Source organism: Streptomyces sp. NPDC003042 (genome assembly GCF_053591315.1).
On sequence record NZ_JBSFTP010000045.1, the window covers coordinates 41,507 to 59,122 of the forward strand.

Consider the following 17,616-nt stretch of genomic DNA (forward strand, 5'->3'; position numbering starts at 1 on the left):
CGACGTACTCATCAGCGGGCTGGGAGTCTTGGGGCCTTGCGTTCAGTCCAGCGATCCCGGAGGGGATGCCGTTGCTGTTCGACGACGACCTCCTCTTTGAAGACAGCAACGGCGTCCGTCCCACAACCGTGATCAACTGCTGGGCCTGCGAGCTGCCGGCGAACGGATGCCCATCGCCGAATTCATGGCCCTACTACGTGCGGACGGTGCGTGAGTGGCTGGAGTTCATATCCGAGCACGGGGTCGCCCTGTTCGACACGCGGCGTCGTCTGAAGGCGGCGTTGGGCGCGTACTCCGTCTATCGAGCCCAGGGCCCCCTCAAGCACCGCTTCGAGGCATCTACGTGGAACCAGAACATGGGGATTCTGGCGGGTTTCTACAAGTGGGCGAAGGACGAGGAGTACGCAGACTCCGAGCCGTTCACGTACCGGCAGGCGGTCTGGGCCTTCAAGGGGCAGGTCCGTCGCGGACGGGTCAACCAGTCACGAAGGCGCCAGGCCAAGCCCCATGTGACGATCAAGTATCTCGACGACGACTTCACGGACATCCTCCTGAAGGCGTTGGCGGGCCTGGGCCCGGACGGGGAGCGGGATCTGCGGTACCGCGGCCGAGAGATGGCCCGGAACTCGGCGGTCGGCCGGCTGATCGTCTCCAGCGGGCTACGCAGCCAGGAGTACACATACTTGCTGGTCTGCGAGGTGCCGCCGCTTCCTTCCCGGCGGACTGCGGTACCGGTGTCGTTCCCGATCCCTTCCGGATCACCAAGGGAAGCAAGTACCGCGAGTCGTGGATCGATTACGACGCCTTGGCTGAACTGCACTCCTACATCGCTCTCGACCGGACAGCGGCCACGTTCGGATCGCCGTGGCGTCCGCCGGCCCGGTGGGGGGAGCCCCTGTTCGTGACGGAGGCGGACCAGCGGGGAGGGCGCGTCAACGGGGTCCGTGTGCAGTGGAGTTCGCTCGTACCTGACGAGCGACGGCGCCTGGTCGCCCCGGAGGGGGGTTCGATGCTGCTGTCAGTGTGGGGCCAGGGACGCCCGTTCACCGGATGGTCCTCGGTCTTCGCCAGGACCGCGGATCGCATCCGCGAGCGTTACGAGCCGCGCTTCCCGCACGTCAATCCGCATCGGCTGCGTCACACCATGGCCATGGCGACGATGGCTCGGCTCATGCGCGGCTGGTATGAGCAGGCCGCGCGGCAGGTCCGCGACACCGATGACGATGCCGCCCTGGCGCACTACCTGCGGTCCCAGGAACCGCTGCTGATCCTGCGCGATCTGCTCGGACACACCACTTCACTGACCACGGAAGCGTACCTCCACCGCTTGGACGTGCTCCGCCTGTTCACCTTTCTGTACCGGCGGGTCGGCAAGGAGTACGGCCTGCTGGACGAGGAGGCCGAGCTGGAGCTCGGGGCTGAGTTCGACGACGAACTGGCGGGGGTCTGATGCCGGCCACCGTCACGCTTGACCCGCTGGGTGTGCACTGCATCTTCAGCGACGGGTCGGAGTACCGCCGCCCCCTGCGCGTGCGACGCCCAGTGGTACTCCCGGGGCTGGCACGCACCCTGCTGGAAGGCGCCACGGACCTTGTCCATCCGCACGGACAGGTCGACAGCGCCGGAGGAGTCGACCTCTACCTCACGGCCGTCCGCGGTTTCACCGACTGGCTGGTCGAGTTCGGGTTCTCCGGCGGAGTCTCCGACCTGACGCGCGCGCTCCTCGCCCGGTACTGGCGGCAAGGGGTGCGGTCCTCCCAGGAGAGTGCGCTGCGGGCGATGTTGCGTTGCGCGGATGACCAGGATCAGATTCTGGCGCCGGACGTGCGCGCGTTCGTCGATGGTCGGCTGTTCAACACGGGCGAGCGGTAAGGCTCGCACCAGCCGTACAGCGAGGCCGAATGGGCCCGGCTCATCCGTACCTGCCGGGACGAGGTCGATGGCGCCTTCCGCGCGTTCTGCGCGGCCCGTGAGCACGTTTCCTCAGTTGACGGGCCGGGGGCTTCGCTCCGGGAGCGCACTGCCCATCACTGGCTGGTGCTTCACAACGGGCCCGACCCGCTCGTCACCGAGATGGCAGAGCGCAGCTCGTTCCCCTTCCGGCAGAGATACGGAGTCGGTCTTCGCGCGGTGCTGGATCCGCTGATCCCGACCCTGGATGTGATCATCGCCTATCAGCTGCTGTTCGGCGCCTACACCGGAGTCGTGCCGGACGGGATCGCGGACCTGGGACTCGACGACATCGAGTGGGCGGGTGACGAGAAGATCCTCCTCAGCTACGTCAAGGGCCGCACGGCGGCAGAGAGCCTTGCTCTGTCACGTCAGGCCACTCGCCTGGTGGAACAGTGGCTCGATCACTCTGCGGTGGCCCGTCGTTTCGCGCCCGAGGAACTGCGCCCCGAGCTCTGGGTGCGTTTCACGCCGAGTGGCACATGGGCGGGTGAGCGGTGGCTGGCCAAGCCGGCCACGCGCCTGTCCATATGCGCCTGGGTTGAGCGGCGCCAAGCAGTCGACGAGGACGGGCGCCCCACGCAGATGAGTGGTGACGACGGTCTCCCCCTGGCCCTTCACCGGCACCGCATCCGCACTACCCACGACGCGCTGAAAGACCGGTCACACTGGCGCGGCAGCCGCCGGTCCACACTGGATCCGAACCGATCCCCCGGCGTTGAGGGGGACCACTACCTGACGAACACGACGCCGGCTCAGCGTGAGGCGGCGGAGGACATCATCGCCCAGGCGCAGGGGGACCTCGTGCGCCGGGCGCTGCCGCCCTTGGTGCTGGCCACCGCTGAAATGGCCGACCTGGTGGAGAACTATCCCGAGCACATGAAGCGGCTCGGCCTGGATGACAACGCCTTGGCGCAGCTCCTTTCCGGGGAACGCGACGTATTCACCGCGGCGTGTGGAGATCAGCTGTCGGGGCTCCACGGCCCGAAGGGCAAGCCCTGTCCGGCACGTCCGTGGGTGTGTCTGCTGTGCCCGCTGGCCTTGTTCGCCCCCCGCCATCTGCCGAACCTGCTGCGGCTACGGGCGTTCTTCTCCCGCCAGTGGCAGCAGATGACCACCGCCGAGTTCATCCCCGTCTTCGGCCCGTACGCCCACCGTCTCGACGAGATCCTGACCCCCGACCGGTACTTCTCCGAGCACGCGCTTCGGGCAGCCGCTGCCGAGGTCACCGATTCCGATGTCGAGCTTCCCCTGCGGCCTGAGGAGCACACCGTATGACCACCCTGCACCGGCCCACGGGCCTCGCGGCTGCCTTTTCTCGTTCGGTCTTTCGAGGTGAAGACGTGTGCGCTGCGGCCGGGCTGCCGGTCCACGGTGCGGGCCCTCATCCGCACTTCGACGACGCAATCTGGGACTTCACGGGTGTCATCGGGCTGCCGCGGTACCTTGCGCGGTACTCGCGGATCTTGTCCTTCACCGAGATCCTCAATCCCCAGTGGAGGGAACTCGCGAAGGAGTTCATGTTCGCCAGGCTCGCACCGGACCACCGCGCGGTGCGGGAGCTTGCTCACGCCTACCGAACGCCTGTGCAGATAGCCACGGTGCACGGGCGGCTGACCGTGCTGACCGGCTGGTTGAACTGGCTCACCGAACAGGGGGTCGACGATCTCGGGGAGGTATCTCAGCAGCACTGTGCTGCTTACCTGGAAGTTCGCAAGAAGGTACGGGACAAGCACGGCGTCGTGATCCGTGACAGCAGCCCCGGCTACCGCATGGACGTAGTGGCGGTCATCCAGGAGTTGGGTTACTACAAGGAATTGTTCTCCACCGGCGGCTACGTGTCAGGTTTCCGTCCGTGGGGGCGACGCACGGCGTACTCCGTCGCCGGGATGGTCCGTCGGACGGGCAACACGACACCGCCGCTGAGCAACGACGTCTTCCAACCGCTCGTCGCGGCGGCCCTGTACGTGGTGGAGGTGCTGGCCGCACGTCATGGCGCTGCAGCAGCAGTTGCAGGTGATGGTGCCGAACCGGCCGGGCCGCAACAACCGTGAGCGTCCGGACTGGAGGGTCGAGGTCGCGCAGGCCATCGACCGTCACATACAGGAGGCTGATCCATTCGATGTCGCCCTCGATCACGTCGTAGCCGAGCGGCTGGCCGACGGCTGGGATCCGGACGATCCGCTGCTGCGGGTGAACCTGATCTCCCTCGCCCACGAGACCGGCCGGCGCGCCTTCCACTACACGTGGCTGCCCACGCTGCGCGGCCACCTGGAGAAAGCCGTCAGGGAAGTCGGCCTGCAAAACGCTGGGGCCGGACGGCCGCCCTGGTCGAACGCGCGGACGGACGGGGCAGTGTCCCCTGGACCCTTCCGATGAACACCACCGAAGCCCGACTGCAGCTCTCCCGGGCCCGCACAGCCTGCCTCATCGCGCTCGCCGCACTGACCGGAATGCGGAAGAGCGAACTGGCTGAGCTGACCAACGACTGCCGCCTGCCTCCCGAACAGCTCGGCGAGGGCCGCGTTCGCTACCGCCTGAAGGGCAAGGTCATCAAGGGCCGGAAGCTGGGTGGTGAACACGATCAGTGGGTAACCATCAAGCAGGCGTACGACACCGCCGGTGTAGTCGCCTCGCTCGCTGACCCGGTGAAGAACACCGGTCACCTGTTCAAGTCGCTCTCCTTCTTCACCCCGTACGAATGGTTCCTGACCTGGGTCAATGCCCAGAGGGACGTCGCCTCGGGCTGGCTCCGATCCCCGAGATACCGGTCAGTCTGCGGATGCTACGGAGAACCCTCGCGGTGGAAATGGCGCACCGGCCCGGTGGTCTGCTGGCCGCCAAGATCCATCTCAAGCACATTTCTGTGGTCACCACCGAGGGCTATGCGGACCGCCCCGGTGGGGCCCAGTCGGTGCTGATGGCCGAGTTTGGCCAAGAGGAGCGAGAGCACAAGATGCGCGTCGCCCTGGACGCATTCCACGACTACCAAAACGGTATCCGGCCTGCGGGGCCTGGCGCCAGCGACCTCCTGGACTTCTTCGCGTTCGTCGACGAACAGCTGGATTCCTCAGGGGCGCCGAACATCAAGCGCAGCGACCAGGAGGTGACGAACCTGCTCGCCAAGCGGGCCAAGTCTCTGCACCTGGGGCCGGCGAACTACTGCTGGTTCCTCGATCCGTCCAAGGCGCTGTGCCTCAAGCTCGCAGGGGCCCATGCCCGCAGGGCAACAGAGCCGTTGATCGGCATGTGCGTTTCAGCGCGGTGCCCCCAGGCCACCCATCATGCCGGGCACCGCCCGGTGTGGGCGGCCAGCGCCGAAAGCAAGAAGGTCTTCATCGCCACCATCGGACGCGCACAGCGGACGGAGAAGGCCCGGCTGAGTACGGAACTCGCCCGCGATGAAAGGGTGCTGGCCGAGATCGACGCCCTCTCCGGAACGGGGGCATGACGTGGCCCGCATCAGCGACGAGACCCGGCGGAACAACGAGACGGTTATTCGGCAGGTCATGGAACGGCTCCTTGCCGGTGACGTTCCCTCGGGCGGCAAGTGCGACATCAAGACCCTCGCGACCCAGGCCCGGGTTGCCCGCACCGGTTTCTATCCCAAGAAGAACCGCGACGGCTCGCCGCGGCCCGGCCCCTACCAACACCTGGCGGAGGAGTTCGAGCGCCGGTTGACCGAGCTTCGGGAAACGGGCGTGATTCCGGACCCGCGAGCGGCACAGATCGAGCGCCTCAAGGAACAGGTCTCCGGGCTGAAGGAACGCCTCGCCGCGCGTGACGCGCAGGTCGATGGGCTCACTGACTTCAGGGAGCGGGCTCTGTCGCAGATCGCCGCCCAGAGGAGGGAGATCGAGCGGCTTCGTGACGTCTTGACCGCGCCGTCGAATGTCCGTGCTCTGCCGAACAGTTCGAAGACGAGTGCACCGTACGGATCGTGCAGCTGAGCGCAATCGCAGGTAGGGGGCGACCGCCCGGTTGAAGAGTGCCGGACGGCCGCCCCGTTGCTAGGCGGCTCCGCCGACCAGGGCCTCCACACCGAAACGCTCATTCTGTAGTGGGGCCAGGCGGCGCAGGGCGACCGGACGCACGAACACCACACCGGCCGTCGCCGCGACGGCGAACACCAAGAACTGCCACGGGAGAGGAAGCCCGAGCGCCGCGGTCGCGGCGGTGATCAGCGCGGCGCCCCCAAGCAGCCCGAGCGCGGCAGTGAGGGTGAAAATCTCCGCCATGACCAGGAGCAGCGCGGCGATCAGCCAGATCAGCCAGGGATCCATCGCTTACGCCTCCTGACACGGAAAGGAGCGCGCCGCCCGCATATGCGAGTTTTGGTTTACTTTACCCGTTTCTTCTCTGGGGAACCGAAACCCGAGAGGTCGCCCTGACGTACGTATGAGGACTGGGCGCCAGTGAGAGGGCTGCGTTCGCGCCGCCGCAGGGCCAGGCGTGGCGGCTGATGTGTGACGGGAGCGGGCTGGCTGGCTGGCTGGCGAAGATGGGTGCTGGCCCCGATGCGGGCGGGCGGTGCCGATGGTGATGGTGGGGTGGAGGAGCACCTGAGCGCACGGTGCGGTCTAGCCGGCCGGTGGTGTTCGACGCCACGGCATGAACGGAGCCAGCGCCGATGACGAGCCCGCCCCCGCCAAGTCCCCTTGCCGCCCCTGGCATCGACCGGCCGGGCCCGCCGTGAGTGTCACCGCGTGGATGGCCGTGGCGGTGTTCGCGACCGTCTACGTGCTGATCGCCACCGAGAAGGTCCACCGGGTCACAGCGGCCCTGGGCGGCGCGGTCGTCATGCTGCTGATCGGGGCGACGAGTCCGGAGCACGCGTTCTTCTCCGATGTGGCCGGGATCGACTGGAACGTCATCTTCCTGCTGCTGGGCATGATGCTGATCGTCTCCGTCCTCAAGCGCACCGGCCTGTTCGAGTTCGTCGCGATCTGGGCAGCCAAGCGGTCCCGCGGGCGCCCATACCGGCTGATGGTGCTCCTGATCCTCGCGACCGCGTTCCTGTCGGCGTGGCTGGACAACGTCACCACCGTCCTGCTGCTCGCCCCGGTAACCATCGCGGTCTGCACCCGGCTCGGTGTTCCGGTCGTGCCGTACCTGATCGCCGAGGTGATGGCGTGCAACATCGGGGGCGCCGCGACCCTGATCGGTGACCCGCCCAACATCATGATCGGCTCCCGCGCAGGTCTGTCGTTCAACGACTTCCTGCTCCACATGGCGCCCATCGCGGCGCTGCTGGTCGTGGTGTTCGCGGTGATGGCCCGGTGGATGTTCCGCAGCGCGTTCTCCTACGACCCCAAGCGGGCCGCGCACGTGATGGCGATGCGGGAGCGGGACGCCATTACCGACGGCCGGCTGCTGGCCGTCAGCGGCATCGTCGTCGTGATCGTGATGGCCTGCTTCGTCCTGCACACCACCCTGCACCTGGAACCCTCGGTCGTGGCGATCTCCGGAGGCCTGATCCTCCTCGCCGTCTCCCGGCTGGGCGCGCGCCAGGTCGTCGCCGACGTCGAGTGGGAGACCCTGGCGTTCTTCGCCGGCCTGTTCGTGATGGTCGGCGCCATGGTGCAGACGGGCATCCTCACCGACCTCGGCCAAGCCGCCGCCCGAGCCCTGGACGGCAACCTGTTCGGCGCGTCCATGGCCCTGCTGTTCGTCGATCGTGCCGTCCGCGGTGATCGACAACATCCCCTTCGTCGCCTCGACCAGCCCGGTCGTCTCCGAGATCGTCACCGCCTCCGGAGGAATGGGGCAGGCCCAGGTGCTGTGGTGGTCCTTCGCTCTCGGCGCGGACCTCGCCGGCAACGCCACGATCATCGCCTCCTCCGCCAACGTCGTCACGGTCGGTATCGCCGACCGCGCCGGACACCACATCTCCTTCTGGCAGTTCAGCCGCTACGGCCTCGTTGTCACCGCGGTCACGACGGTACTGGCCGGGGTGTACGTGTGGGTGCGCTACTTCGCTCTCGCCTGACCGATGGAAAGGAGGAGAGGACCATGACGGACTCGGATGATGAGAGGATCGCCGAGCTCGAGGCCGTGCTGTGGCACGACGATCCCCGCTTCGCCCGCGCCCTGGGCAAGGGGCGTCCGCGCCGGCCCCGCGAGTACCGCAACGGGCGGGCCCGGCTGATCATGGCCTGCGCCCTGGCCGTCATGGTCGCCGGGGCCGCGGCGCGGCTGGGGACGCTGCTGGCGGTCGGCCTGATCCTGGCCGCGATCGCGGCGCACCTCTTCGACACCAGCCGCCGGCGTGGTCCGCGCCGGCCCGGGCCATAGGGTCGGGCGGTGACACTTCAGCGGCTGTACCTGGTGCTGCTGGTCGGCGGCGTCGTCCTCATGGCCAGCATCGCCGCAGCGCGTGCCGCGCACCGGATCGGCCTGCCGAGTCTGCTGTTCTTCCTCGCCGTCGGGGTGATCGTCGGCGAGGACGTGATCGGCATCGAGTTCGACGACGCGCAGCTCGCCCAGTCCCTGGGAACGGCTGGCCTCGCAGTCATCCTCGTCGAGGGCGGCCTGAGCACGCACTGGCCCGACGTCAGGCGGGTGTTGGCACCGGCCGGTGTGCTGGCCACCGCCGGGGTCGCCGTGTCGGTGGCGGTCACGGGTGCCGGGGCCCACTATCTCCTGGGCATGGACTGGCACCTGGCTCTGCTCCTGGGCGCGATCGTCTCCTCCACCGACGCCGCCGCCGTCTTCGCCGTGCTGCGCTCCCTGCCCCTGCCCCGTAAGACCACCGGGCTGCTGGAGGCCGAGTCCGGGTTCAACGACGCCCCCACCATCATCCTGGTCCTGGTCTTCTCGACCGCCGCCGCCGACCTCCCCGGATCCACCGCCATCCTCGCCAACGTCCTCTACCAGCTGGGCGTCGGCGGGCTGCTGGGCCTGGCCGTCGGCCGGATCGGGGTGGCAGCCCTGCGGCACATCGCCCTGCCGGCCACCGGGCTGTACCCGCTGGCGACCGTCGGGTTCGGCATCATCGCCTTCGCCGCCGGCGGATTCGTCAACGCGAGCGGCATCATCGCCGCCTATCTCGCAGGGCTGGTCCTGGGCAACTCGCGGCTGCCCCACCGAGCCGCGACCCGCTCCTTCGCCGAGGGCACCGGATGGCTCGCCCAGATCGGCCTGTTCGTCATGCTCGGGCTGCTCGTAGACCCCAGCGAGCTGCCCTCTGCGGTCCTGCCGGCCCTCGCGGTCGGTCTGGTCCTGCTGCTGGTCGCCCGCCCCGTGTCGGTCGCCGCCTGCCTGCTGCCCTTCCGCACCCCGTGGCGGGAACAGGCCTTCATCTCCTGGGCCGGCCTGCGCGGAGCCGTGCCGATCGTCCTCGCCACCTTCCCGATCGTCGCCGCCATCGACGGCTCCCGGCAACTGCTCAACATCGTCTTCGTCCTCGTCGTCGTCTTCACCCTCGTCCAGGGCCCCACCCTGCCCGCCGCCGCTCGCCTCCTGCGCATCGCCCGGCCCGGAACGCCGAGGGAGATCCAGGTCGAGAGCGCCCCCCTGGACGTCCTGGACGCCGACCTGCTCACCGTCACCATCCCGCCCGGTTCACGCCTTCACGGCGTCGCCGTCTTCGAACTCCGGCTCCCCCCTCCGGCTGTGATCACCTTCCTCGTCCGCAGCGGACGCACCCTGGTACCGGGCCCCGACACCGTCCTGGCAGCCGGCGACGAGCTGCTCCTCGTCACCACCCCGGCGACCCGGCAGGCCACCGAGCGGCGCCTGCGCGCTGTTGGCCGCCGGGGCAAACTCGCCCGCTGGCTCGGCGAACACGGCAGGTCCGAACCCGCCGGCGGTGACACCGACTGACTAGGAGCCGTTCCGAGGGCCGGAGACCTGCGCGAATCCGACCACGGCAACCCCGACCATCAAGAGCGGCACGAAGACCGTGAACGTCAAGGCGGGCGCCGCCGCGAGCACCACTGCCATCAGGAGCGTTCCCACGCCCCAGACGACCGGCCGCCGCACACTGCGCCGAAGCCAGGGCAGCACGACACGGCCGGTCACGATCGTCCAGACGCCGACGGTCCCAAACCCAAGGGCCACCACGATTGTGGCCGCCTGCACGACGGTGAGCATGTGTGCCTCCATACATCAGCATGACTGTGGGCGCGAGGACCCGCGTCCGTGGCGAAGACGATCCCGCAGACGGCTGGGTCACCGATCGCGGCGACTGGCGGCGAACTTGTAGGCCAGGTATACGGCGGTTGTCGGCCATAGGACGATCAGCAGGGTGAGGGTGACCGCGCTGGAGGCCGGGTCGCGTTCGGTGTCGCGGCGCCAGCCCGCGTGACGGGCCAGGAGGCGGGGCAGCCGGTGGGCGAAGCCGACCGCGCCGCCGAGGTAGACAGCCAGGGCGGCGAGCAACAGCACGGTCTCCCGGCTGGTGATCGCCGCCCAGGTGTCCTCACTCACGCGCGGCCGACCGAATCCTGGGCCTGGTCCTTGAGGTCCTCCGGGGATCCGGGCTGGGAGGGCACCGCGGCCAGGACCGGACCCGACGGGGTGCGGCGGCTGCCGACCCAGGCAGCCACGGGTTCGGTGTAGCGGGCGGTCAGCGGCCCGATCACCACCAGGATCAGGACGTATGCGGTGGCGAGCGGCCCAAGGGCGGGCTCGATACCCGCGGTGACGGCGAGGCCGGCGATGACGATGGAGAACTCGCCGCGGGCGACGAGCGTGCCGCCGGCCCGCCAGCGCCCCTTGACTCCGACCCCCGCCCGCTTCGCCGCCCAGTAGCCGGTCGCGATCTTCGTACCCGCCGTGACGACAGCGAGGGCGAGGGCGGGCAGGAGGACGGGCGGGATGCTGGCGGGGTCGGTGTGCAGGCCGAAGAAGACGAAGAAGACGGCGGCGAACAGGTCGCGCAGTGGGCTGAGTAGCGTGTGGGTTCCTTCGGCGACCTCGCCGGAGAGGGCGATGCCGACGAGGAACGCGCCGACGGCGGCGGAGACCTGGAGCTGCTGGGCGACGCCCGCGACGAGCAGGGTCAGGCCGAGGACCACGAGGAGGAGCTTTTCCGGGTCGTCGCTGGAGACGAAGCGGGAGATGTGGCGTCCGTAGCGGACCGCGACGAAGAGAACCGCTCCGGCGACGCCGAGGGCGATGGCCAGGGTCGCACTGCCGGCGGCGAGGCTGACCCCGGCGAGCAGGGCCGTGATGATCGGCAGGTAGACCGCCATGGCGAGGTCTTCGAGGACCAGGATGGACAGGATGACGGGGGTCTCGCGGTTGCCGACGCGGCCGAGGTCTCCCATGACCTTGGCGATGACGCCGGAGGAGGAGATCCAGGTGACGCCGGCCAGGACCACGGCGGCGACGGGGCCCCAGCCCATGAGCAGCGCGGCTATCGCACCGGGTACGGCGTTGAGGGTGAAGTCGACCAGCCCGGCCGGGTACTGGGATTTGAGGTTGGAGACCAGATCCGATGCGGTGTACTCCAGGCCGAGCATGAGCAGGAGGAGGATCACGCCGATCTCGGCGCCGATCGCGACGAACTCCTCGCTGGCGGGCAGCGGGAGGATTCCGCCGGTGCCGAAAGCGAGCCCGGCCAGGAGGTAGAGGGGGATTGGGGAGAACTTCAGGCGTCCGGCGACCCGGCCGAGCAGTCCCAGGCCGAGGATGATCGCGCCGAACTCGATCAGGAAGAGAGCGGCATGCACAGGCGTCACTCCCGTCCGAGTATCGCGGCGGCGGCGTCGACACCTTCGCGGGTGCCGATCACGATGAGGGTGTCCCCGCCGGCAAGGCGGAAGTCCGGCGCGGGCGAGGGACGGGCTTCCGCCCGGCGCAGCACGGCCACGATCGACACGCCGGTCTCGGTCCGCATCCGGGTCTCGCCCAGCACGCGGCCGTTCCAGTGCGAGTGCGCGGACAGCTCGATCCGTTCCGCCACCAGCCCGAGATCGGTGGTGTGCAGGACGTTCGGACTGTGGTGCGCCGGCATCAGCGCATCGATCAGCGAGGCTGTTTCCGCTCCGGTCAGGCGCAGCGACTGCGCGCATGCGTCAGGGTCATCCGTTCGGTAAAGGTTCACCGTCCGCGTGCCGTCCCGGTGCGCGACCACGGACAAGTGGCGGCGTTCGCGGGTGGTGAGGTCGTACTGGACCCCAATGCCGGGCAGTGGTGTGGTGCTCATCCGTGGAGCAGGCACAGCTGTCCCCCCTCGTCTTCGTTCCGTACGTGATGCCGCTGCGGCGGACGCTCGATCTCGGGCAGGAGAAGGCCGCCGGCGGGCCCATCGTGCCACTATTCGCACGTCCGAAATATGGGTGCCGCCACGGATGGACAGCAGCCTTCCCCCGGCATGAGGATGGGGCGGGGAATTGGGCTCCGTCGCAGTTCAGAGCACCTGAAGACTGGGTGGCTGCAGGGCCGTGGCGGATGCTGGGGGACCGGCTGGAAAGGCGTGTGGCCGTGTCGTTGTACTGGCGGATCTTCCTCCTGAATGCCGGAGTTCTGGCCGTCGCGGTGGCCTTGCTGCTGGGTCCGGTCACCGTCTCCACGCCCGTCCTGTTCGGGGAGGCACTCGTGCTGCTCGGCGGGCTGGCCGCGATGCTGGTCATCAACGCGGTACTCCTCAGGGTCGGCCTGGCCCCGCTCGCCCGCCTGAACCGGGCCATGGCCACCGCCGACCTCCTCAAACCAGAGGCCCGCCCGACCGTTACCGGCGGTGGGGAGATCGCAGCCCTCACCCAGACCTTCAACACCATGCTCGACCGCCTCGAAGCCGAGCGGGCCACCAGCAGCGGCCGGGTGCTCACCGCGCTGGAGGCCGAACGCAAACGCATCGCCCAGGAACTCCACGACGAGATCGGCCAGACCCTCACCGCCGTCCTCCTCCAGATCAAGCACGCCGCCGACCGCGCCCCCGAACCGGTCCGCACCGACCTCCACCAGGCCCAGGAGACCACCCGCGCCAGCCTGGACGAGATCCGCCGCATCGCCCGCCGCCTGCGCCCCGGCGTCCTGGAAGAACTCGGCCTGCACAGCGCACTGCGCTCCCTGGCCGCCGAGTTCACCACCCCCCGCCTGGGCGTCACCACCCACATCACCCCCGGCCTGCCCCACCTCGACCCCGCCGCCGAACTCGTCCTCTACCGCGTCGCCCAGGAAGGCCTGACCAACGCCGCCCGCCACTCGGGCGCCACCCGCGTCGAAGTCCACCTCCGGCCCCTGCCCCGCGGCGGCGTCGGACTGCTGGTACGCGACAACGGGCACGGCCTCGGGAACGCACCCGAGGGCGCGGGCATCCAGGGCATGCGCGAACGCGCCCTGCTCATCGGCGCCGAACTCCTCGTCGGAGCCAGCCCGCACGGAGGCACCCAGGTCCGCCTCGAAATCCACGACACCACGGGGGCAACACCATGAGTCGACCGGAGGTCGGGCCCGCCCGCATCCTGCTCGCCGACGACCACACCCTCGTCCGCCGCGGCGTACGCCTCATCCTCGACGCCGAACCCGACCTGACCGTCGTCGCCGAGGCCGCCGACGGCGCTGAAGCCGTCACCCAGGCCCGCACCCTCGACATCGACCTCGCCGTCCTCGACATCGCCATGCCCCGCCAGACCGGACTCCAGGCCGCCCGCGAACTCGCCCGCACCCGCCCCGGCCTGCGCATCCTCATGCTCACCATGTACGACAACGAGCAGTACTTCTTCGAAGCCCTGCGCGCCGGCGCCTCCGGCTACGTCCTCAAATCCGTCGCCGACCGCGACCTCGTCGAAGCCTGCCGCGCCGCGCTACGGGACGAACCCTTCATCTACCCCGGTGCGGAGACCACCCTCATCCGCACCTACCTCGACCGCGCCCGCACCGGCGGCCCCATCCCGGAGCGGCCCATCACTGAACGTGAGGAGGAAATCCTCAAACTCGTCGCCGAAGGCCACAGCTCCAAAGAGATCGGCGACCTCCTCGTCATCAGCCCCAAGACCGTGGAGCGCCACCGCGCCAACCTGCTCCAAAAACTCGGCCTGCGCGACCGCCTCGAACTCACCCGCTACGCCATCCGCGCCGGCCTGATCGAGCCGTAGCCGTATCTGTAGCCGTACTCGCCCCGGGCGTGAAGCGGGGGTACACGGAACTCTGCAAGCCATCCGGCCGCCGGCCCCAGCGCATCTTTGTGCCTGCGTGCGGCGGCGCCGAAATGACCTTCGACATGGGGGGCAGCCTGTGCGTCACGACGATGAGCCCGTCCTCAAACGCAGCAAGTGGGGAACCAACCACTATTACTACAACCCTGAAAACCCAGTCGGCCTCGCCCTCATCGTCATCACCCTGCTCTTCGTCGGGACGATGTTGATCCTCATGGCCAACCGCGCCGGGCCGTTCGCACACCCTCCCGCCCCCAAACCATGGAACCCCCCGGCGTATGAGCCGTCCTGGCCGCCCCTGCCCCCGACGGGCGCCCCAGGAGTCGGTGCACCGTGAACGGGATACGCAACTGGCGGCGCTCGGTGTGGTCGCTCCTCGTGTGGTGGGCGGCCGTCACGCTGGTACCGGTGATATCGGGCGCGGCCCTGGGCCAGCCGGTGACCCTTGTCGGGTGCGGTGCGTCCGCGGTGCTCCTGATCGCGGTGGGCGAAGCAGGCAACGGGCTGAGGCAGCGCCTGCGGCACAGGACCAGGAGAACAGGGTGACGCAGAGCGACTCGATACCCCCCCCCCGAGCCCCCCTGCCACCACAAGAGTCGTGGAGGCCGACACCGCGGACGCGGCGGCGCTACGGGAGGCGGGCGTCGCCCGGGCCGCGGCCCTTGCGCTCGTACGAGAACGACGCATACATGCTGGCACAGGTGCGGGGCCTGCTCACTACGTTCCCTCTCCCGTCTCCTGTGCGCCCGTCCACACGGCAGCGGCCCTGACTCCCTGGGAAGGGCACGGTCCACGCCTCCGCCTCACCCTGTGTGGCTCGTCTGGCCAGGGGCTTTACTGCTCCTTTACAGTTGTCGTGTGGATAATTGTCCGCCCCAATCCATCGGGCCGGGATGCGGTCCGATCGAGTGAAGAAGGAGCAGCAGACCCGCAATGGGTGAACCTCCCAGTACGAGCCGTGCCACGCCTTGCCCGATGACTCAGCCGGGAGTGGGGGTGGCACGGTGACCGAAGTCCTGCTGCTGCTTCTCGCGCTGGCTCTGACGCTGGCGTGCGCGGTGTTCGTAGCCGCCGAGTTCTCATTGACCACGGTCGAGCGCGGTGAGCTCGAGCGCGCCGCCAAGGCTGGTGAGCGGGGCGCCGAGAGCGCCCTGGCGGCCGCCAAGCGGCTCACCTTCCAGCTCTCAGGTGCCCAGCTGGGCATCACCGTGACCTCGCTGGTGATCGGCATGCTCGCCGAGCCGTCCGTCTCCGCCCTGCTGCGCGGCCCCCTGGAGGCCGCCGGCCTGCCCGCGGGTGCCGTTTCCACCACCGCGACCCTGCTCGGTGTGGCCCTTTCCACGGTCGTCCTGATGGTGGTCGGCGAGCTGGTGCCGAAGAACTGGGCGATCTCGCATCCGCTGGCCGTCGCGAAGGTCGTTGCCGGGCCTCAGCGCGCCTTCACTGCCGCGTTCGGACCGCTGATCCGGCACCTGAACAGCACCGCGAACCGTCTGGTGCGCCGCTTCGGCCTGGAGTCCGCTGAGGAGCTGGCCTCCGCCCGCACCCCGGAGGAGCTGGTCGCGCTCGTTCAGCACTCGGCCCGAGCGGGCGCGATCGAGGCGGACTCGGCCGAGCTGTTCGTCAAAACCCTGCACCTGGCCGAGCTGACCGCCGAGAACGTGATGACCCCGCGGATCGATGTCCAGGCCCTGGAGGCACACGCCAGCGTCGCGGACGCCGCGAACCTCACCCTGGCCACCGGCCTGTCCCGCTTCCCCGTCTACCGCGACACCCTGGACCAGGTCATCGGCACCGTCCACATCCGCGACGTCCTCGCCCTGGAGGAGGACAAGCGGCCGCTCACGGCGGTCACCGACCTGATGACCGAGCCCCTGCTGGTGCCGCACTCCCTGCCCGTGGACACCCTCCTGGGACGGCTGCGCAAAGCCCGCACCATGGCCGTGATCATCGACGAGTACGGCGGCACCGCCGGCGTCGCCACCGTCGAGGACATCATCGAAGAGGTCGTCGGCGAGGTCCGCGACGAGCACGACCCCATGGAAGTCCCCGACCTCATCCAGGCGCCCGACCACGACGGCCGCCAGGTATGGGAGGCCGACGGCAGCGTCCGCGTTGATGAGCTCGAAGAGATCGGCCTCACCGCACCCGAAGGCCCGTACGAGACCCTGGCCGGCCTCATCGCCACCCGACTCGCACGCATCCCCACCCAGGGCGACACCCTCACCGTGGACGGCTGGGAGCTGTCCGTCCTCGACATCGAGCACCACCGCGCCGACCGCGTCGCGATCACCGCACCGGCCGCCGTGCCCAGCCGGGCCAAGGAGAAGAGCCGATGACCGCCCTCCAGCTGCTGATCGGCGCCTTCACCCTGATCACCAACGCCTTCTTCGTCGGCGCGGAGTTCGCCCTGATCTCCGTACGGCGCAGCCAGATCGAACCGGCAGCCCGCAAGGGCAACCTCCGGGCCAAAGCGGTCCTGTGGGGGCTTGAACACCTCTCCGCGATGATGGCCACCGCCCAGCTCGGCATCACCGTCTCCTCCCTCGTCCTGGGCGCGGTCGCCGAACCCGCCATCGCCCACCTGCTGGAACCCCCGTTCCACTCGGTCGGCGTCCCCGAGGCGCTCATCCACCCGATCGCGTTCGTCATCGCGCTCACCCTCGCCACCTACCTGCACATGCTGGTCGGCGAGATGGTCCCGAAGAACATCGCGCTCGCCGCCCCGGCCCCCACGGCCCTGTTGCTGGGCCCGCCGCTGGTCGCCCTCACCCGGGCTCTGCGTCCGTTCGTCTTCGGCATCAACGCCTTCGCCAACGCCCTGCTGCGGCTGCTGAAGGTCGAACCCAAGGACGAGGTCGGCTCCGTCTTCACCGACGACGAACTCGCCCGCCTGATCAAGGACTCCAGTGCCGCGGGCCTTCTCGCCCCCGAGGACGGCGTACGCCTGCAAGACGCCCTGGAGCTCGGCACCCGCCCCGCCGGCGAAGTCATGGTCCCCCTCGGCCGCATGATCACCGTCGCCCACGACATCACCCCCCAGGGCCTCGAGCGGGCGGCAGCGGCGCATGGCTTCTCCCGCCTGCCCGTCACCGGACCGGGCGAGGAGATCCTCGGCTACCTGCACATCAAGGACGCCCTCGGCCTCACCGACCGCACCGCGCCCTTCCCACGCAGCGCGCTCCACCCCATCACAAAGGTCGCCCTGGACACCCCGCTCGACGACACCATGACCGCCATGCGAGCGGCCGGAACCCATCTCGCCGCCGTCACCGGCAACAAGGGCACCGTCATCGGCTTCGTCACCATGGAAGACGTCCTGGAAGAACTCGTCGGCGCCTGACCCGCAGGATCCGTCGCCGGAACCGCCCGCTCCGGGTGATGGCCACCGCATGTCCGCCACTCCGATCACCGGTCTGGGAAGCGTGTAAACAGGCACTGCACGCAGCGACGTCCGGCCGCCTCATCGCTGTCCTCTCGACTTCGTCGGGGGGGGGGGTGGGGGGGGGGCGGCCCCCAGCGGGGGGGAGAGATAGGAGGGGGGGGGGGGGGGGGGAGA

At 69.2% G+C, this 17,616-nt stretch carries 20 protein-coding genes and 2 pseudogenes; 17 read left to right on the forward strand and 5 right to left on the reverse strand.

All coding sequences use genetic code 11. The annotated features are described in order from the left end of the window. Positions 1 to 71: 71 nt before the first annotated feature. From ACWDYJ_RS21890 to ACWDYJ_RS21930, 9 genes are all read left to right on the forward strand, one after another. The gene (locus ACWDYJ_RS21890) at positions 72 to 905 is read left to right on the forward strand and encodes a hypothetical protein (RefSeq protein ID WP_451567250.1); all 834 of its coding nucleotides are present in this window, start codon (positions 72 to 74) and stop codon (positions 903 to 905) included. 104 nt (positions 906 to 1,009) lie between these two features. Beyond that, complete coding sequence (locus ACWDYJ_RS21895) at positions 1,010 to 1,450, forward strand: hypothetical protein (protein ID WP_451567251.1); 441 nt, start codon at positions 1,010 to 1,012, stop codon at positions 1,448 to 1,450. Further along, complete coding sequence (locus ACWDYJ_RS21900; protein WP_451567252.1) at positions 1,450 to 1,872, forward strand: hypothetical protein; 423 nt, start codon at positions 1,450 to 1,452, stop codon at positions 1,870 to 1,872. Before ACWDYJ_RS21895 ends, ACWDYJ_RS21900 begins: the two co-directional genes overlap by 1 nt. A 165-nt stretch (positions 1,873 to 2,037) precedes the next feature. Then, a complete protein-coding gene (locus tag ACWDYJ_RS21905) occupies positions 2,038 to 3,228 on the forward strand; it encodes a hypothetical protein (RefSeq protein ID WP_451567253.1) in 1,191 nt (396 codons plus the stop codon). Then, positions 3,225 to 4,004, forward strand: a complete 780-nt coding sequence (locus tag ACWDYJ_RS21910) for a hypothetical protein (RefSeq protein ID WP_451567254.1) — start codon at positions 3,225 to 3,227, stop codon at positions 4,002 to 4,004. Before ACWDYJ_RS21905 ends, ACWDYJ_RS21910 begins: the two co-directional genes overlap by 4 nt. Further along, entirely contained in the window at positions 3,943 to 4,329 is a 387-nt protein-coding gene (locus tag ACWDYJ_RS21915; protein ID WP_451567255.1) for a hypothetical protein, read from the forward strand. Before ACWDYJ_RS21910 ends, ACWDYJ_RS21915 begins: the two co-directional genes overlap by 62 nt. Next, positions 4,326 to 4,871: a hypothetical protein gene (locus tag ACWDYJ_RS21920; protein ID WP_451567256.1), complete on the forward strand. Its 546-nt coding sequence runs from the start codon at positions 4,326 to 4,328 to the stop codon at positions 4,869 to 4,871. The genes ACWDYJ_RS21915 and ACWDYJ_RS21920 overlap by 4 nt, the downstream gene beginning before the upstream one ends. Next, positions 4,817 to 5,401, forward strand: coding sequence for a hypothetical protein (locus tag ACWDYJ_RS21925; RefSeq protein ID WP_451567257.1), 585 nt, complete (start codon positions 4,817 to 4,819; stop codon positions 5,399 to 5,401). The genes ACWDYJ_RS21920 and ACWDYJ_RS21925 overlap by 55 nt, the downstream gene beginning before the upstream one ends. 1 nt (position 5,402) lies before the next feature. Next, positions 5,403 to 5,900, forward strand: coding sequence for a hypothetical protein (locus ACWDYJ_RS21930; protein ID WP_451567258.1), 498 nt, complete (start codon positions 5,403 to 5,405; stop codon positions 5,898 to 5,900). 63 nt (positions 5,901 to 5,963) lie between these two features. On the opposite strand, the pseudogene ACWDYJ_RS21935 reads toward ACWDYJ_RS21930, so the two are convergent. Then, positions 5,964 to 6,233: pseudogene (locus tag ACWDYJ_RS21935) on the reverse strand (NfeD family protein); the annotation flags it as partial. 427 nt (positions 6,234 to 6,660) lie between these two features. Between ACWDYJ_RS21935 and ACWDYJ_RS21940 the strand changes: the two are divergent. From ACWDYJ_RS21940 to ACWDYJ_RS21950, 3 genes and pseudogenes are all read left to right on the forward strand, one after another. Then, positions 6,661 to 7,939, forward strand: a pseudogene (locus ACWDYJ_RS21940) (ArsB/NhaD family transporter). A 23-nt stretch (positions 7,940 to 7,962) separates the two neighbouring features. Further along, a complete protein-coding gene (locus ACWDYJ_RS21945; protein ID WP_451567259.1) occupies positions 7,963 to 8,244 on the forward strand; it encodes a DUF3040 domain-containing protein in 282 nt (93 codons plus the stop codon). Positions 8,245 to 8,253: 9 nt separating this feature from the next. Beyond that, positions 8,254 to 9,774 carry a potassium/proton antiporter gene (locus tag ACWDYJ_RS21950; protein WP_451567260.1) on the forward strand — a complete coding sequence of 507 codons (1,521 nt, stop codon included), beginning with the start codon at positions 8,254 to 8,256 and terminating at the stop codon, positions 9,772 to 9,774. Here ACWDYJ_RS21950 and ACWDYJ_RS21955 read toward each other — a convergent pair whose 3' ends face one another. The 4 genes from ACWDYJ_RS21955 to ACWDYJ_RS21970 all read right to left on the reverse strand — a co-directional run bounded on the left by ACWDYJ_RS21955 (position 9,775) and on the right by ACWDYJ_RS21970 (position 12,103). Next, positions 9,775 to 10,044: a hypothetical protein gene (locus tag ACWDYJ_RS21955; protein ID WP_451567261.1), complete on the reverse strand. Its 270-nt coding sequence runs from the start codon at positions 10,042 to 10,044 to the stop codon at positions 9,775 to 9,777. Between the two features lie 78 nt (positions 10,045 to 10,122). After that, the gene (locus ACWDYJ_RS21960) at positions 10,123 to 10,380 is read right to left on the reverse strand and encodes a hypothetical protein (protein ID WP_451567262.1); all 258 of its coding nucleotides are present in this window, start codon (positions 10,378 to 10,380) and stop codon (positions 10,123 to 10,125) included. Beyond that, positions 10,377 to 11,627 carry a cation:proton antiporter gene (locus ACWDYJ_RS21965; protein WP_451567263.1) on the reverse strand — a complete coding sequence of 417 codons (1,251 nt, stop codon included), beginning with the start codon at positions 11,625 to 11,627 and terminating at the stop codon, positions 10,377 to 10,379. The genes ACWDYJ_RS21960 and ACWDYJ_RS21965 overlap by 4 nt, the downstream gene beginning before the upstream one ends. A 5-nt stretch (positions 11,628 to 11,632) precedes the next feature. After that, positions 11,633 to 12,103, reverse strand: a complete 471-nt coding sequence (locus tag ACWDYJ_RS21970; protein ID WP_451567264.1) for a cation:proton antiporter regulatory subunit — start codon at positions 12,101 to 12,103, stop codon at positions 11,633 to 11,635. A 278-nt stretch (positions 12,104 to 12,381) separates the two neighbouring features. Here ACWDYJ_RS21970 and ACWDYJ_RS21975 point away from each other — a divergent pair, with 278 nt between their 5' ends. From ACWDYJ_RS21975 to ACWDYJ_RS21995, 5 genes are all read left to right on the forward strand, one after another. Next, positions 12,382 to 13,335: a HAMP domain-containing sensor histidine kinase gene (locus ACWDYJ_RS21975; protein ID WP_451567271.1), complete on the forward strand. Its 954-nt coding sequence runs from the start codon at positions 12,382 to 12,384 to the stop codon at positions 13,333 to 13,335. Further along, a complete protein-coding gene (locus ACWDYJ_RS21980; protein WP_451567265.1) occupies positions 13,332 to 13,997 on the forward strand; it encodes a response regulator in 666 nt (221 codons plus the stop codon). The genes ACWDYJ_RS21975 and ACWDYJ_RS21980 overlap by 4 nt, the downstream gene beginning before the upstream one ends. 393 nt (positions 13,998 to 14,390) lie before the next feature. Beyond that, a complete protein-coding gene (locus tag ACWDYJ_RS21985) occupies positions 14,391 to 14,603 on the forward strand; it encodes a hypothetical protein (protein WP_451567266.1) in 213 nt (70 codons plus the stop codon). A gap of 458 nt (positions 14,604 to 15,061) precedes the next feature. Next, the gene (locus ACWDYJ_RS21990; protein ID WP_451567267.1) at positions 15,062 to 16,396 is read left to right on the forward strand and encodes a hemolysin family protein; all 1,335 of its coding nucleotides are present in this window, start codon (positions 15,062 to 15,064) and stop codon (positions 16,394 to 16,396) included. Continuing rightward, positions 16,393 to 17,400 carry a hemolysin family protein gene (locus tag ACWDYJ_RS21995; protein WP_451567268.1) on the forward strand — a complete coding sequence of 336 codons (1,008 nt, stop codon included), beginning with the start codon at positions 16,393 to 16,395 and terminating at the stop codon, positions 17,398 to 17,400. The genes ACWDYJ_RS21990 and ACWDYJ_RS21995 overlap by 4 nt, the downstream gene beginning before the upstream one ends. Positions 17,401 to 17,616: the final 216 nt, after the last annotated feature.